The sequence below is a fragment of the Serratia sp. CY84636 genome, from assembly GCF_052166245.1.
GTDB classification, from domain to species: domain Bacteria; phylum Pseudomonadota; class Gammaproteobacteria; order Enterobacterales; family Enterobacteriaceae; genus Serratia; species Serratia nevei.
Genome location: NZ_JBJNOX010000002.1, coordinates 1,336,496 through 1,351,872, shown reverse-complemented (window position 1 = coordinate 1,351,872; position 15,377 = coordinate 1,336,496). Strand labels below are relative to the sequence as shown.

13 protein-coding genes are annotated in these 15,377 nt (G+C 57.3%); 8 read left to right on the top strand and 5 right to left on the bottom strand.

Annotated elements, in window-relative coordinates; all coding sequences use genetic code 11:
• Positions 1-7 precede the first annotated feature (7 nt).
• Together ACJ8QI_RS10980 and ACJ8QI_RS10975 are read right to left on the bottom strand one after the other, a co-directional pair.
• Positions 8-2,347 carry a type VI secretion system Vgr family protein gene (locus ACJ8QI_RS10980; RefSeq protein WP_442532469.1) on the bottom strand — a complete coding sequence of 780 codons (2,340 nt, stop codon included), beginning with the start codon at positions 2,345-2,347 and terminating at the stop codon, positions 8-10.
• Positions 2,348-2,859: 512 nt separating this feature from the next.
• On the bottom strand, positions 2,860-3,792 hold the full coding sequence (locus tag ACJ8QI_RS10975; protein WP_442532468.1) for a LysR family transcriptional regulator: 933 nt from the start codon (positions 3,790-3,792) through the stop codon (positions 2,860-2,862).
• 97 nt (positions 3,793-3,889) lie between these two features.
• Between ACJ8QI_RS10975 and pcp the strand changes: the two genes are divergently transcribed.
• Entirely contained in the window at positions 3,890-4,537 is a 648-nt protein-coding gene (pcp, locus tag ACJ8QI_RS10970) for a pyroglutamyl-peptidase I (protein ID WP_442532467.1), read from the top strand.
• 34 nt (positions 4,538-4,571) lie between these two features.
• Here pcp and ACJ8QI_RS10965 read toward each other — a convergent pair whose 3' ends face one another.
• The 3 genes from ACJ8QI_RS10965 to ydgT form a co-directional block, all read right to left on the bottom strand.
• Positions 4,572-5,603, bottom strand: a complete 1,032-nt coding sequence (locus ACJ8QI_RS10965) for an NADP-dependent oxidoreductase (RefSeq protein WP_060420772.1) — start codon at positions 5,601-5,603, stop codon at positions 4,572-4,574.
• Between the two features lie 85 nt (positions 5,604-5,688).
• Complete coding sequence (uspC, locus tag ACJ8QI_RS10960; RefSeq protein ID WP_060420775.1) at positions 5,689-6,108, bottom strand: universal stress protein UspC; 420 nt, start codon at positions 6,106-6,108, stop codon at positions 5,689-5,691.
• Positions 6,109-6,305: 197 nt separating this feature from the next.
• Positions 6,306-6,521, bottom strand: a complete 216-nt coding sequence (ydgT, locus tag ACJ8QI_RS10955; protein ID WP_038876804.1) for a transcription modulator YdgT — start codon at positions 6,519-6,521, stop codon at positions 6,306-6,308.
• Positions 6,522-7,869: 1,348 nt separating this feature from the next.
• Between ydgT and flhD the strand changes: the two genes are divergently transcribed.
• The 7 genes from flhD to tsr all read left to right on the top strand — a co-directional run bounded on the left by flhD (position 7,870) and on the right by tsr (position 15,333).
• Positions 7,870-8,220: a flagellar transcriptional regulator FlhD gene (flhD, locus tag ACJ8QI_RS10950; protein WP_033643537.1), complete on the top strand. Its 351-nt coding sequence runs from the start codon at positions 7,870-7,872 to the stop codon at positions 8,218-8,220.
• A complete protein-coding gene (gene flhC / locus ACJ8QI_RS10945; protein ID WP_019452971.1) occupies positions 8,220-8,804 on the top strand; it encodes a flagellar transcriptional regulator FlhC in 585 nt (194 codons plus the stop codon). Before flhD ends, flhC begins: the two co-directional genes overlap by 1 nt.
• Before the next feature lie 145 nt (positions 8,805-8,949).
• Positions 8,950-9,840 (top strand): flagellar motor stator protein MotA, encoded by an 891-nt coding sequence (motA, locus tag ACJ8QI_RS10940; protein WP_015378266.1) that lies wholly within the window; start codon positions 8,950-8,952, stop codon positions 9,838-9,840.
• The gene (gene motB, locus ACJ8QI_RS10935) at positions 9,837-10,916 is read left to right on the top strand and encodes a flagellar motor protein MotB (protein WP_201965500.1); all 1,080 of its coding nucleotides are present in this window, start codon (positions 9,837-9,839) and stop codon (positions 10,914-10,916) included. The genes motA and motB overlap by 4 nt, the downstream gene beginning before the upstream one ends.
• Complete coding sequence (gene cheA, locus ACJ8QI_RS10930; RefSeq protein WP_187322522.1) at positions 10,913-12,934, top strand: chemotaxis protein CheA; 2,022 nt, start codon at positions 10,913-10,915, stop codon at positions 12,932-12,934. The genes motB and cheA overlap by 4 nt, the downstream gene beginning before the upstream one ends.
• A gap of 32 nt (positions 12,935-12,966) precedes the next feature.
• A complete protein-coding gene (gene cheW, locus ACJ8QI_RS10925) occupies positions 12,967-13,467 on the top strand; it encodes a chemotaxis protein CheW (protein WP_025303271.1) in 501 nt (166 codons plus the stop codon).
• Positions 13,468-13,662: 195 nt separating this feature from the next.
• On the top strand, positions 13,663-15,333 hold the full coding sequence (gene tsr, locus ACJ8QI_RS10920; protein ID WP_342119669.1) for a methyl-accepting chemotaxis protein: 1,671 nt from the start codon (positions 13,663-13,665) through the stop codon (positions 15,331-15,333).
• The last annotated feature ends 44 nt before the right edge of the window (positions 15,334-15,377 follow it).

The window sequence follows — 15,377 nt, the reverse complement described above, 5'->3', positions numbered from 1 at the left end:
AGTCCCTTTATAAAAAGATCGCCAGCGCCTTGGTGCTCAGTCGTAAGGCGCCGTTGGTGACCAGCGCGCCAAGCTGAGTGAACGTCATGGGATCATTACTGAGCTTGAAATTGGTTTTGCTGATCGACATCGGGTTATGCGAGATATCCAGCATCGTGTGTTTAAGGCTGGTCGCCGTCAACGAAAGATTGGAGCCGTAGAAGGCAAAATTGGCCCCGGTCGCCACCCATTTCCAGCCGTGGCAGTTATCTTTCCAGCTCGGCGTTTGCACCGAGACGCCGTCCGCGCTGGTGATATCGATGGTTTTCGCCTTGATGGTCAGCGTGCCGGTTATCGTCGTGTTCTGGTTGTTATTGTAGGTTTCGGTGACATCCCCGGTCACGGTAGCGGTCTGGCCGCCCGCTTCAATCGTCAGGACTTGCCCGCCGGCAGTAATGGTGGTGTGCTGGCCGCCGGCGGTGATGTTGACGGTCTGCCCCTGCTTGATGGTGCTGGTCTGTTGCCCTTCGGTAATGTCGAGGGTCTGGTTGCCTTTCACCGTCACATGTTGAGTCTGCGTGATTTCCTGCGTCTGCGCGCCGTCAAGCTTGAAGGACTGATTGCCGGTGATGTCGATTTTATCGCCGCCGTCAATGATCGTCAGGTCGCGCCCACCTTTGATGTTCACCGTCTGATGCGCGTTCAGGTTGGCGGTTTCGAGCCCATTGACGGTGGTGGTGCGTTTCGCTTTGTACAGGAACGTGGCGTCGCCGGTGACGGTGTCTTCCTGCTGGCGGCCGATGGTGGTGGTGCGGCTGCCGTCAATATTGACGTTCTTGTCGTTTTCCACCGTCATGTTCATGTTGCGTTCGGCGTGCATGTCGAAAGATTCGTTGCCGGGCGCGTCTTCCAGGAACAGGAAGCTGGCGTTGTCGGTGCCGCCGCCTTTGCTGCGGCTCATAAAGCCCATTTTGGTGGCGTCGCCGGGCAGATCCCACGGTGGCATGCTGTCTTCGTTGTAAACGCGGCCGGTGATGATCGGGCGATCCGGATCGCCGTTGATAAAGTCGACCACCACTTCCTCACCCACACGCGGGATCTGGATCCCGCCGTATTTCCAGCCGGCCCAGGCGCTGGAGACGCGCACCCAGCAGGAGCTGGTTTCATTGCCGTTGCCGTGGCGATCCCAACGGAACTTGAGTTTCACCCGGCCATATTTATCGGTCCAGATGCTTTCGCCTTCCGGGCCAACCACTTCGGCGGTTTGCGGGCCATGGGTTTTCGGCCAGGGCGTGGTGCGCGCGGGGCGCCAGTTGATGCCCGCCGGGACGACCTGAAATTCGGTACGTTGCTCGCCGGCGTCGTTATCATTGCTGGCGTAGCTGTTTTCCTGCATGAAGTAATGCGCGCTGACGACCAGGTAGGCCTGGTTGTCTTCCGTGCGCGGCGCCTGGGTCAGTTGGAAACGGTAGCCGGGGGCAATGCCCTGCGAACTGCCTTCGCCGCTCATCTGTTCATGCTGCGCTTCGAACTCCTGCTGGCGAACCTTGACGTAAAACTGGCCGTGGGCGTGATCGGTATAACGCCCGGGCCAGTCGAACACTTCGGCTTTGTCCTGCGCGAACGAGGCGGGATTCTGCCGGGCCTCCAGCAACCGCGCGCGCGGTTTGCGAAAATCGTAGTCGTCCAGGCTATACAGGCTGGGCGTAATGGCGTCCGAGACGCTCCAGCTGTTGATGCTGTCTTTATTTTCCACCAGGCCGCCTTCCGCGAGCTGATAGGGAATGCTGGCGTAGCCGGCGAGTTCCTGATGTGCCGACGGCGCATCAGCCAGCACCAGCGTATGGCCGTCTTGCTGGTGCGTGAAATAGTAATAGATGCCTTCGTGTTCCATCAGGCGGCTGATGAAGTCGAAATCGCTCTCCTGGTACTGCACGCAGTATCCCCAGATGCGGTAGTCGTAGCTCAGGCGATTATCGATTTTCACCTGATACTGCCCCAGCACCTGAGTCAGGATGTCGGGAACGGTCTTTTCCTGGTAGATGCGAAAGTCGCGGTTTTGCGTCAGATACCACAGCGTGGGGCGCAGCACGGCGCGGTAGATATAGTAACGGTTGCCGCCGGCTTCTCTTCCGGAGAGCGTCATGCGCGTGATATTGCCGTTGAGATAACGCGGCGCCAACGGATTGCCCCGCAGCTCCAGCGTGATTTTTTGTCCCAGCAGTGCTTTCAGATCGAGCCGATTGTCGGGGCTGAGCAGCTCGACGTCGAATTCGAACAGCCCGGCCAGTTTTTCCTCACCGGAAAGGCTTCGGAACAACAGCTGATGGGCGGGCAAAGGCGTGTGCGCAATGATAAGGCGATCCATACTATTCCCCGGTTTAGGCATAGCTACCGCACGAGAGTTGACGCGCGATCCCGATGGCGTATCTGTCACGAATTGAGACAGGAACTGACGAAAGATTTAACAAAGTTTACACAAAGGCACGATTTGTGCAGTCTACAATAGAGCTCTGCATTTGCAAAATAGCCTTGTGGATCAATGCTCAATTCGTTAACTTGCTCACGATCTTGATTTTTATTATCTAAAACATATAGATGCGAGCAGATCATTTTTTATCTCAAATTATTGGGAAATTGGTAATACCAAAAAGTAAATCTGTAATACTTAAACCAACGTGTTTATAAAACAACTCTTTTTTTTCGTAAAAAAAGTCACTGACTGTTTTTTATCCTTACCATTTGCCAGTTAAAGATGATCAAATATATAAATTTGTCGAATGTGAATTCGGATGATTCCTATTTGGTGGGCGAAAAAAGGCCCAGCGACGGGGCCTGAGGTGCGGGTTTGAACGGTTGAAAATGCAGCGAGTGCCGGCGTTAAGCCGGGCAGAAATCGAAGGGAATTTGGCCGATCAGTTCGCAGAGCCAGATTAAGGCCGGGTCGCGTTGCGCCTGCCGGCCGGCGATCAGTTCAATGGGAAAGGGGGCGATGGCCAACTCGTCGGGCAGCGGGAGAAAACGTACGCGTTGCGGATCGGAAAAGCGCAGAGCCACGCTGGCGGCCAGGGTGGCGATCAGATCGCTGCCGGCGACCACGGCCGGCAGAGCGACAATATGCGAAAAGGTTACGGCGACGCGCCGCTGGCCGCCGATTTCCGCCAGGCGACGGTCGACTAATCCTCTGGCAGAGCCGTCGTCGGCCGGTGCGTACAGCCCGTGCGGCAGGCTGAGATAGCGCGCCAGATCCCAGCGGCCATCCGCCAGCTGTGGGTGCGAACGGCTGGCGATGCACAGCAGATGCTCTTCAAACAACGTGCGCACATAGTGGCTTTCCGTACCGGAAAGATGCCCTCCCAGCGCGATGTCCACCTCGCCACGATCCAGCTGCCGGTAAATATTGTGACGATCCAAGCGCGAAACGCGAATATCAATGCCGGGCGCTGTCTGACGCAACCGACTGATGATGGCGGGCAACAGCAAGATATCGGCATAGTCGCCGGCCGCCAGCGTAAAGCGCCGTTGCCCGGCGGTGGCCGGATCGAAACGGGCAGGGGGTGCCAACGCCAGGTGGATCTGTTCAAGCACCTGCCGTATCTGCGGCATAAGCTGATGGGCGCGCGGCGTGGGCGCCATGCCGCCGCCGCTGCGAACAAACAGCGGATCGTTCAGCAGCGTGCGCAGCCGCGCCAAGGCATTGCTGACGGAGGGCTGGGCGCGGTTGAGGCGCCGGCCTGCGGCGGTCACGTTGCGCGTCTGATACAACGCCTCGAACACCACCAGCAAGTTGAGATCGACGTTGGCTAAATTCATTTTATGAATACTCTATATACAGATAATCCATTTCCAGAATCATACTGCGTTCTCTAGGCTGGTAGCACACGAATTTGGCCTTCAGTCAGGAGAAATGATGAACAAAGTCTTGGTTACCGGCATTGAGCCGTTCGATGGTGACGCGGTGAACCCTTCCTGGCAGGTCGCGCAGGCATTGGCCGGTGAGCAGATCGCCGGCGCGGAGATCGCGGTGCTCGAGCTGCCCTGCGTATTGGGCCAGGCCAACCTGCAGTTGATCGCTGCGATCGAGGCATTGCAGCCGCTGGCGGTGATTTGTCTGGGGCTGGCCGGGGGCCGCGCCGAGATATCGCTGGAACGGGTGGCCATCAATCTGATCGATGCCCGCATTCCCGACAATGCCGGTAAGCAGCCGATCGACGTACCGGTAGTCGTCGGCGGGCCGGTGGGCTATTTCAGTACGCTGCCCGTCAAGGCCGCGGTGCAGCAGCTGCGCCGGCAGGGGATCCCGGCGGGGGTGTCTTATACGGCAGGCAGTTATAACTGCAACCATATCTTTTACGGTCTGCGGCACTATCTGGAGACGCAGCGCGCGAAGGTCAGGGGGGGATTCGTGCATATTCCGTACAGCCACACGCTGGCGGCGGCGCATCCGGGCAAGCCGAGTATGGCGCTGGCGACGATGGTGGAAGCGGTGCGCACTATCGTGCAGGTGACGCTGACGGTAGAGGAGGATGCGCGATTCGGCGACGGTGCCGTGCATTAAAAGCAGGGCGTGGTGTACCACGCCCTGTTACCGGTTACTCGTCGGCGACGCGGATCACCAGTTTGCCGAAGTTCTTGCCCTGCAGCAGACCGATAAACGCCTGCGGCGCCTGTTCCAGCCCGTCGACGATGTCCTCGCGGAACTTGATTTTCCCCTGCTCGACCCAACTGCTCATCTGTTGCAGGAACTCATCAAAGCGAGAGCCGTAGTCGTCGAAGATGATAAAGCCTTGCATACGAATGCGTTTACGCAGGATCAGCCCCTCCAGCAGCGGCAAACGGTCCGGCCCGGCGGGTAATCCGGTGGCATTGTAATGGGCAATGATGCCGCAGACCGGAATGCGGGCTTTGGCGTTCAACAGCGGCAACACGGCGTCGAACACCGCACCGCCGACGTTTTCATAATAGATGTCGATGCCCTGCGGGCAGGCAGCGGCCAATTGCTCGGCAAAGTCGGGCGCGCGGTGATCGATGCAGGCGTCGAAACCCAATTCTTCCACCACATAGCGGCACTTTTCCGCTCCGCCGGCAACGCCGACAACGCGGCAGCCTTTCAGCTTCCCGATTTGGCCGACCACCGAACCGACTGCCCCGCTGGCGGCGGCCACCACCAGCGTTTCACCCGCCTGCGGTTGGCCGATATCGAGTAACCCCATGTAAGCGGTAAACCCTGGCATGCCCAGCACGCCCAGCAGGCGGGAAGGGTGCGGCAGGTGCGGGCCGAGGTTGCGCAGGCCGCTGCCGTCGGACAGGGCATAATCCTGCCAGCCGTCATAACCCAGCACCCAATCGCCGACGTTGAAGTCGGGATGCTGTGAGACCGCCACGCGCGAGACCGTGCCACCCACCATCACCTGACCGATCTCGACCGGCGGCGCATAAGAAGGGGCATCGCTCATGCGCCCGCGCATATAAGGATCCAGCGACAGATAAACGGTACGCAACAACAGCTGTCCCGCGCCGGGCTGCGGCACGGGGACGGTGTCGAGACGAAAGTTCGCCGCCGTCGGTTCGCCGTGGGGGCGCGAGGCCAGCAGGAAGCGGCGGTTCTGTTGAGAAGGGGACATCGAGAGCTCCTTTGCATTGCGACAAACAAGGTTCGTTAAGCCTAGTTCAGGGGCGGCAAGGCAACGTTACCGAATGTGCTTAGCCTTAGAGCGGGACGATCAGTACGTCAATATGGCTGATATTGATGAAGCGGGCGGCGGAACAGGAGACTTTGTTCATCATGCCGTCGCGGTGATTGCCGCACAGCAGCAGGTCGAACGGCCTGCTGCGGCTGGCGTATTCCAGGCTGTCACCCAGTTCGCCGTGCACGATCAGCATATCAGCAATCGGGTAACCGGCGCGTTGACGCAGCTCTTCCATAAACAGCCGGGTTTCCTCCTCCATCAGCGTGCGCAAATCGCCCAGCATCGGCCCGGCGAAATTGTTGTACATTTCCGGGTTGGCGAGGGTGCTTAACAGGGTGATGTTGCCGGCGTAGGGGCGGACGATAGAGACGGCCTTTTCCACCAGGCGGTGGCTGTCAGGCGCGACGGCGACGGTGACCAGAACGTTTTGATACCCCATATCCCACTCCTTGTTGTTTCCGCCGTGTTTCAGGCTGCCGCGTCGGTGGCCTTAGAGAACATGCTGCGCTCGGATAAAGGGTAGAACCTGATGGGCGTAATAAATGTGTTTCGCATCACGCGCGGCAATAAAAGCGGCGTTTGCCCGGTTATATAGCAATAAAAGATAAAACCGTTGCCGCACGTAATTTCGCTGAATTAAAGCACCTGCGCCCACAGCGTTTTCGGCACCTTGCCCAGATCGAACAATTTACCGGCAACCAGCTCGGCGCGACGGTGGTCGGCGGCGCGGTACATGTTGCTAATTTCTGTATCATTTTCAATGGAATAGTTCAGTTTGTCGTACACCTTTTCCAGGCTGTCCAAAGAGGAGCATTTACGGAATGTCAGCAAATATTCGAGCGTATCGGTCATGATTAAAATATAGCCTGTTAATAGTTAAAGCCGGGTGAATAACACATCAGCGGCTCACGGCGACGCCGCCGAGGCAGTGATGTACGACCTGACAAAAATCATTTCAAGTAGATAAATTGCACTGGGTAATAATGAGGCGTCGCCTGCGGCGGCGCTTCGATAAATCATAATATGCAAGTGCGTCATCAGCAATCTCATCCTGCTGATAAATGAAGAAATAGGGAAAGTCTCAGGGCGAGGCTGCGCGGATGACGGCAGAAGCGCCGCTGTTCCTGCTGCGCGCCAGTTCGCGCTGTCGCTTTTGCGGCGTTTTTTTCACCCGCCCTAAGAGGCGCAACGGCATTACGCGGTGTTTGTCATTGCCGCTTGCGTTGAGGTTTCACCTCCCTGACGCTGAAGATTGGGGGGAGTAAAACAAAACTGCGTTTTATTTTATCGCAATGAAAGGATGGAAACGGGGGCGGGTTAATAATCTATTCACCTGCGGAATAATTATAACGGCGACAGAAAAGAAATAAAAAAGCATTAAAGTTTTAGGGTGTGCTGCCGATATGCCGTTTTAGGGGTGATTTAACGTAAAAAGACCATTCTTTCGCCGTGCTGATACGGAAACATATCGTTACGTCTGTTTGCTTGTTCACTACGCCAGCGAATCATTGATAAGCCTTAATCACCTGATGTTGAAAATTAGAACAGCCTCAAGCGGGGGGCTTAAGTCAAATCTGATAGCTAATAACCTTATAGTTTACAGCGGTTATTTTTCAGCTTGGATATTTTTTAGCGGCTTAACTGGTTATTTATGCTGAGTTTGTCGGCTACATGCAGATTTTTGTTCTGTTATTTTGGTTTGGTGATGCTTTTGTTCGAATTGATCTAAAAAAGATAATTTTTTGGCTGATAAACATTGTTTTTAAGACGTTTTTTTACCTGTGTCTGTTTTGTGAGCAAAATGGTGGTCAATAAGTGTGCGTATTTGGGGGTATTTGGCTTAAATATTTTTTATTTTTGTGATTTATGTCACATTGTATTTAAAATTGCCTCTCACTTACATTGTGTGTGCTAATGGTTCGGGGGTAGAGTTGCGCTGCTTTAGGAATAATCTTATTAAATTTGTAAAAATAGTTTCATGGTGACTAAACACTATCGAAGCAGAATGCTGTACATCCATACACGTTGGTTTACGCTCGTAGCAAATACTGAACAGTGGTCGAATTTAGCGATTGGCGAAAATTATAGCAGTCGTTTTTGAGAGATTAATTTGCCAACTTTGGGAAACAACCCAGGTCACGGGCGATAAAATTTATCACCCAGCGTATGTTTTTAAACATAGTCTGTCGGGATGGGGAATATGGGTACGTCTGAATTACTTAAGCATATTTATGACATCAATTTGTCATATTTACTTTTAGCACAGCGTTTGATCAACGATGAAAAAGCGTCCGCGATGTTCCGCCTTGGTATCGATGAAACCATGGCCGACGCGTTGGCGCAGCTGACTTTACCGCAAATGGTCAAACTGGCCGAGACCAACCAGCTGGTTTGCCACTTCCGCTTTAACGATCACCAGACCATCGAACGCCTGACCAAAGAGTCGCGCGTCGACGATCTGCAACAAATCCATACCGGCATTTTGCTATCAAGCCATTTACTGCAAGAGCTATCGAGTAAAGACGCTAGCCCGACGAAGAAAAGAGCCTGATGATGGTTGAGAAAAGTATTGTTCAAGAAGCCAAGGACATTCAGCTCGCCATGGAGCTGATTTCACTGGGAGCCCGTTTGCAGATGCTGGAGAGCGAAACCCAGCTCAGCCGCGGGCGCTTGATTAAACTTTATAAGGAGTTGCGCGGTAGCCCGCCGCCAAAAGGGATGTTGCCGTTCTCAACCGACTGGTTTATGACCTGGGAACAGAATATTCACTCGTCGATGTTTTACAACGCCTACCTGTTTCTGATGAAAAGCGGGCAGTGCAGCGGGGTCGAAGCGGTGATTAAAGCCTATCGCCTCTATCTGGAGCAGTGCCCCCAGCAGGCCGGCGATGCGCCGCTGCTGGCGCTGACCCGTGCCTGGACGCTGGTGCGTTTCGTCGACAGCGGCATGCTGCAGCTTTCCGCCTGCAGCTGCTGTGGCGGCGCATTTATCACCCACGCGCACCAGCCGCTGAACGGTTTCATCTGCAGTTTATGCCAACCCCCATCCCGCGCCGTAAAAAGACGTAAACTTTCGCCGCAACTGGCCGATATTATTCCTCAACTGCTGGACGAGCAGGTCAAACGCGCCATTTGAGCCGCCACATTGCCGGCTCTCGGCAATGAATACCGACGTGTGATACGCAGGGGCGGCATGCCGCCCCCAGACACGCAGCCTGGTCTGTCGCGCCAGGGCGCGTTTGCCCCACCTTCCATCCACATTGTTAATTTAAGGAATGCGTGTGCTAGTTATTTTGGGTTATCTCGTGGTATTGGGTGCGGTGTTTGGCGGCTACCTGATCGTGGGCGGTCATCTCGGTGCGTTATATCAACCGGCGGAGTTTCTGATTATCGGCGGGGCGGGGGTCGGCGCTTTCATCGTCGGCAACAACGGCAAGGCGATCAAGGCTACGCTGCGCGCGCTGCCGCGGCTGATGCGCCGTTCCAAATACAACAAAGATCTGTACATGGATCTGATGGCGCTGTTGTTCCGCCTGCTGGCCAAATCGCGTCAGCAAGGCATGCTGTCGCTCGAGTTCGACATCGATAATCCACAAGAAAGTGAAATTTTCTCTAATTATCCGCGCATCCTTGCCGATAACACCCTGGTGGAGTTCATTACCGACTATTTACGGCTGATGGTGAGCGGCAATATGAATGCGTTCGAGATCGAAGCGCTGATGGACGAAGAGATCGAAACCTACGAACAGGAAAGTGAAGTGCCCGCCGGCAGCCTGGCGATGGTGGGCGACTCCTTGCCGGCGTTCGGTATCGTCGCGGCGGTGATGGGGGTGGTGCACGCCCTGGCTTCGGCCGATCGGCCGGCAGCGGAACTGGGCGCGCTGATCGCTAACGCCATGGTCGGTACTTTCCTCGGCATTTTGCTGGCCTACGGCTTTATCTCGCCGCTGGCCACGTTGCTGCGCCAGAAGAGCGCCGAAAACGTCAAGATGATGCAGTGCATCAAGGTCACGCTGCTGTCAAGCCTGAACGGTTACGCGCCGCAGATCGCCGTCGAGTTTGGCCGTAAAACGCTGTACACCACCGAACGTCCTTCTTTCGTTGAGCTGGAAGAACACGTGCGCCGCGTGAAAGCGCCGGCGCAGCAGGCGACGGAAGAAGAAGAAGCATGAAACAGAATCATCCGGTCGTTCTGGTCAGAAAGCGCAAGTCGCATCATGCCGCCCATCACGGCGGCTCCTGGAAGATCGCTTATGCCGACTTTATGACGGCGATGATGGCGTTCTTCCTGGTGATGTGGCTGCTGGCGATCGCCAGCCCGCAGGAGCTGACGCAGATCGCCGAATATTTCCGCACGCCGCTCAAGGTCGCCCTGACCAGCGGCGACAAGAGCAGTTCCGAAAGCAGCCCGATCCCGGGCGGCGGCGACGATCCTACCCAGCAGCACGGCCTGGTGAGAAAGCAGGTCGACTCGCCGGACTCGCGCGCCGAAGAGCTGCGCCTGAACAAGCTGCGCGAAAAGCTGGACGAATTGATTGAGTCCGACCCGCGCCTGAAGGCGCTGCGACCGCATCTGTTGATCAACATGATGGACGAAGGGCTGCGCATCCAGATTATCGATAGTCAGAACCGGCCGATGTTCAAAACCGGCAGCGCGCAGGTCGAGAGCTACATGCGCGATATTCTGCGGGCGATAGCGCCGATCCTTAACGACCTGCCGAACAAGATCAGCCTGTCCGGCCACACTGATGATATCCCTTACGCCACCGGCGAGCGCGGCTACAGCAACTGGGAACTGTCGGCCGATCGCGCCAACGCCTCCCGGCGCGAGCTGATCGCCGGCGGCCTGGCGGAAGGCAAGGTGCTGCGGGTGGTGGGCATGGCGGCCACCATGAGCTTGAAACAGCACGGTGCCGATGACGCGATTAACCGTCGCATCACCGTGCTGGTGCTGAATAAGCAAACGCAAGAAGGCATCGAACACGAAAATGCCGAAAGCAACGCGATGGATATCGCCCAGCCGGATAGCCTGAAGCAGCTGGCGCCATCGGCGACTGCGCCGGCCAGCCAAACGCCGGAACCCCAGGCGGTAACGCCGACCGATCAAGCGACGCCGCCGCCGGCGGCAGACCCTGTCGCTCAATCGCAGACATCCCCGGCGATAGCCCCGGCCGGCCAAGCGCCGGAACAACCGGCGGCCGCACCCGCACCGACTAACCGCGACTCACAGCCAGAGGTGACCCCGTGAGCATGGACATTAGCGATTTTTATCAGACCTTCTTTGATGAGGCGGACGAGTTGCTGGCCGACATGGAGCAACACCTGCTGGAGCTGGATCCGCTGGCCCCCGATATCGAGCCGTTGAACGCCATTTTCCGCGCGGCGCACTCGATCAAGGGCGGTGCGGCGACCTTTGGCTTTTCGGTGCTGCAGGAAACGACCCACCTGCTGGAGAACCTGCTGGACGGTGCAAGACGCCAGGAAATGAGCCTGAGCACCGAGATTATCAACCTGTTTCTGGAAACCAAAGACATTATGCAGGAGCAACTGGACGCCTATAAAACCTCGCAACAGCCTGATGCCGAAAGCTTTGAATACATTTGCCAGGCGCTGCGCCAGCTGGCGTTGGAGGCGCAACAGCAGCAGGAGGCGCCTGCGGCTCAACCGGCCGTTCAGCAGCCTGTCGTGAAGCCGGTGGCTGCGCCGGCGGCGATCGAAGGCGGCATGCGCATCAGCCTGAACGGGCTGAAAGCCAGTGAAATCCCCTTGATGTTGGAAGAGCTGGGCAACCTCGGCGAGGTTAAAGACCCTCATCAGACGGAACACAGTCTGGACGTGACGTTGCTCACCTCCGCCAGCGAAGACGACATCAGCGCCGTGCTGTGCTTCGTGCTGGAGCCGGAACAAATCAGCTTCTCGACGCCGACGCAGAGCGAACCGGCCGTTGCAGAAGCGAGCTTACCGGCAGCGGTCGCCGCGCCGGAACCTGCACCTGCGCCGGTCGCGAACGCCGCGCCGCCTGCCGCCAAACCGGCCGCCGCTCCGGCGGAAGCGCCGAAAGCGCGCGCCAAGGCGAGCGAGTCCACCAGCATTCGCGTGGCGGTGGAAAAGGTGGATCAGCTGATCAACCTGGTGGGCGAGCTGGTGATCACCCAGTCGATGCTGGCGCAGCGCTCCGGCACGCTCGATCCGGTGAACCACGGCGACCTGCTGAACAGCATGAGTCAGCTGGAGCGTAACGCGCGCGATCTGCAGGAGTCGGTGATGTCGATCCGCATGATGCCGATGGAATATGTCTTCAGCCGCTATCCGCGCCTGGTGCGCGATCTGGCCGGCAAGCTGAACAAGCAGGTAGAGCTGACGCTGCAGGGCAGTTCCACCGAACTGGACAAGAGCCTGATCGAACGCATTATCGATCCGTTGACGCACCTGGTGCGCAACAGCCTCGATCACGGTATCGAAGAGCCGGCCACCCGCATCGCCGCCGGCAAGTCGGCGGTGGGCAATCTGGTGCTGTCGGCCGAACACCAGGGCGGCAACATCTGCATTGAGGTTATCGATGACGGCGCGGGCCTGAACCGCGAAAAAATTCTCGCCAAGGCCGCGTCGCAAGGGCTGGCGGTGAGCGACAGCATGAGCGATGAAGAGGTCGGCATGCTGATCTTCGCACCGGGCTTCTCCACCGCCGAGCAGGTGACCGACGTTTCCGGCCGCGGCGTCGGCATGGACGTGGTGAAACGGAATATTCAGGAGATGGGCGGCCACGTCGAGATCCGTTCGCAGGCCGGTAAAGGCACCACCATCCGCATCCTGCTGCCGCTGACGCTGGCGATCCTCGACGGCATGTCGGTCAAGGTGAACGACGAAGTCTTTATCCTGCCGCTGAATGCGGTAATGGAATCGCTGCAGCCGCAGGCGGAAGATCTGCATCCGCTGGCCGGGGGCGAACGCGTGCTGCAGGTGCGCGGCGAATATCTGCCGCTGGTGGAGCTGTATCGGGTATTTGAAGTGGAAGGCGCCAAAACCGACGCCACGCAGGGCATCGTCGTTATCCTGCAAAGCGCCGGCCGCCGCTATGCGTTGCTGGTGGATCAGCTGATTGGCCAACATCAGGTGGTGGTGAAGAATCTGGAAAGCAACTACCGCAAAGTGCCGGGCATCTCCGCCGCGACCATTTTGGGCGACGGCAGCGTGGCCTTGATCGTCGATGTCTCGGCGTTGCAAACCTTGAACCGTGAAAAGCGTCTGACGGACGCCGCCGCATAATAATGAGTTTATTGATTTAAAAGGTGAATGATATGGCAGGATTGGCAGCCGTCAGCAAATTGGCTGGCGAAACGGTAGGGCAAGAGTTTCTGATTTTTACCCTGGGCAACGAGGAGTACGGCATCGATATCCTCAAGGTGCAGGAAATTCGCGGCTACGATCAGGTGACCCGTATCGCCAACACGCCGGCGTTCATCAAGGGCGTCACTAACCTGCGCGGCGTGATTGTCCCGATCATCGATCTGCGGGTGAAATTCTCGCAGCAAAGCGTGTCTTACGATGAAAACACCGTGGTGATCGTGCTGAACTTTGGCCAGCGCGTGGTGGGCATCGTGGTCGACGGCGTTTCCGACGTGCTGTCGCTGACCGCCGAGCAGATCCGCCCGGCGCCGGAGTTCGCGGTGACGCTGGCGACCGAATACCTCACCGGTCTCGGTTCGCTGGGCGAGCGCATGCTGATCCTGGTGGATATCGAAAAGCTACTGAGCAGCGAAGAGATGTCGCTGGTCGACAGCGTGGCGAAAAGCGTCTGATTCATGACCCGAGGGGGCAGGGCGCTGCCCCCTTCATCCATCACTCTTCCTGACCTGTCGCGACGCCGCCGACCGAGCCCGGAACCCCCACTAAAAATAGTTACTTTCCCGCATAAAGTTTTGCCGCACGGCGCCGATAACTCTCACATTCAACGTCATCAGAGCCTGTCTGCGCGGGCTTCAACAAGGGAAATCATGTTAAATCGTATGAAGGTGGTCACCAGCCTGTTGCTGGTGTTGGTGCTGTTTGGCGCCTTGCAGTTGATTTCGGGCGGACTCTTTTTCTCCTCGCTCAAGAATGATAAAGAGAACTTTGCCGTACTGCAGACGATTCGTCAGCAGCAGTCTGAACTGAACGAAAGCTGGGTCAACCTGCTACAGACTCGTAATACCCTGAACCGAGCGGGTATTCGTTACATGATGGATACCAACAAAATCGGCAGCGGTGCCAGTGTCACCGATCTGTTGACTTCGGCGAAGAGCATGCTGTCGGTCGCGGAACAGCATTACGCCGCCTATGAAAAAATTCCTCTCGATCCGCGTCAGGACGCGCAGTCTGCGGAAAAACTCAAGCAACAGTATGACATCTTGCACGGTGCTTTGACCGAACTGATTCAGCTGTTGGGCGAAGGCAAAATCAATGCTTTCTTCGATCAACCGACACAAAGCTATCAGGACGGCTTCGAGCAGATCTACAACACCTACCTGGCACAAAACGACAAGCTGTACCAAGGCGCGGTAGAAGACAGCAACAAGTCGTTCTCCTCGGCCATTTGGACGCTGGTGATCGTGTTGCTGGTCGTGTTGGCCGTGATCGTGCTCGTTTGGACCGGCATCCATCACATCCTGGTGCGCCCGCTGAACCGCATGATCGACCACATCAAACAGATCGCCGCCGGCGACCTGACTCAGCAGATCGTCGTCAACAGCCGCAACGAAATGGGCGTGCTGGCGGCCAGCCTGAAACACATGCAAGGCGAACTGATTGAAACCGTCAGCGGCGTACGTCAGGGCGCGGACGCCATCTACAGCGGCGCGTCAGAAATCGCCGCGGGCAACAACGATCTCTCCTCCCGTACCGAGCAACAGGCCGCTTCGCTGGAAGAGACCGCCGCCAGTATGGAACAGCTGACCGCGACGGTGAAACAGAACGCCGAAAACGCCCGTCAGGCTTCACAGCTGGCGTTGAGCGCCTCCGAAACCGCGCAGAAAGGCGGCAAGGTCGTAGCCAACGTGGTGCAGACCATGCATGACATCGCCGGCAGCTCGCAGAAAATTGCCGATATCACCGGCGTGATCGACGGTATCGCCTTCCAGACCAACATCCTGGCGTTGAACGCCGCGGTGGAAGCGGCGCGTGCCGGCGAGCAGGGCCGCGGCTTCGCGGTGGTGGCCGGTGAAGTGCGTAACCTGGCGCAGCGCAGCGCGCAGGCGGCGAAAGAGATCAAAGGCCTGATCGAAGATTCGGTCAGCCGCGTCGATATGGGCTCCGTGTTGGTCGAAAGCGCCGGTGAAACCATGGGCGACATCGTCAACGCCGTTACCCGCGTGACCGACATCATGGGCGAAATCGCCTCGGCGTCGGACGAGCAGAGCCGCGGTATCGATCAGGTTGGCCAGGCGGTAGCGGAAATGGACCGCGTGACCCAGCAGAACGCCTCGTTGGTGGAAGAATCCGCCTCGGCGGCGGCGGCGCTGGAAGAACAGGCCAGCATGCTGACCCAGTCGGTGGCGGTATTCCGCCTGAGGTCGGAAGGCCAGGAAGAGTTTAAAGCGCCTGTCACCAGCAAGGCGACGGTAACACCGGTAATCAATCATAAGAAAATGAACGCCAGCGATCTGCAGGATAACTGGGAAACGTTCTGACCGGTATCGGGCCTCTCTCGCAGAGGCCCTTTTCCCTACGTAGG

What these genes read in the sequence shown, in the direction of transcription:
- flhD (WP_033643537.1), top strand. Translation starts at nt 7,870, where the DNA reads ATGGGTACGTCTGAATTACTTAAGCATATTTATGACATCAATTTGTCA.
- ACJ8QI_RS10980 (WP_442532469.1), bottom strand. Translation starts at nt 2,347, where the DNA reads ATGGATCGCCTTATCATTGCGCACACGCCTTTGCCCGCCCATCAGCTG.
- pcp (WP_442532467.1), top strand. Translation starts at nt 3,890, where the DNA reads ATGAACAAAGTCTTGGTTACCGGCATTGAGCCGTTCGATGGTGACGCG.
- tsr (WP_342119669.1), top strand. Translation starts at nt 13,663, where the DNA reads ATGTTAAATCGTATGAAGGTGGTCACCAGCCTGTTGCTGGTGTTGGTG.
- flhC (WP_019452971.1), top strand. Translation starts at nt 8,220, where the DNA reads ATGATGGTTGAGAAAAGTATTGTTCAAGAAGCCAAGGACATTCAGCTC.
- ACJ8QI_RS10965 (WP_060420772.1), bottom strand. Translation starts at nt 5,603, where the DNA reads ATGTCCCCTTCTCAACAGAACCGCCGCTTCCTGCTGGCCTCGCGCCCC.
- motB (WP_201965500.1), top strand. Translation starts at nt 9,837, where the DNA reads ATGAAACAGAATCATCCGGTCGTTCTGGTCAGAAAGCGCAAGTCGCAT.
- ACJ8QI_RS10975 (WP_442532468.1), bottom strand. Translation starts at nt 3,792, where the DNA reads ATGAATTTAGCCAACGTCGATCTCAACTTGCTGGTGGTGTTCGAGGCG.
- ydgT (WP_038876804.1), bottom strand. Translation starts at nt 6,521, where the DNA reads ATGACCGATACGCTCGAATATTTGCTGACATTCCGTAAATGCTCCTCT.
- uspC (WP_060420775.1), bottom strand. Translation starts at nt 6,108, where the DNA reads ATGGGGTATCAAAACGTTCTGGTCACCGTCGCCGTCGCGCCTGACAGC.
- cheW (WP_025303271.1), top strand. Translation starts at nt 12,967, where the DNA reads ATGGCAGGATTGGCAGCCGTCAGCAAATTGGCTGGCGAAACGGTAGGG.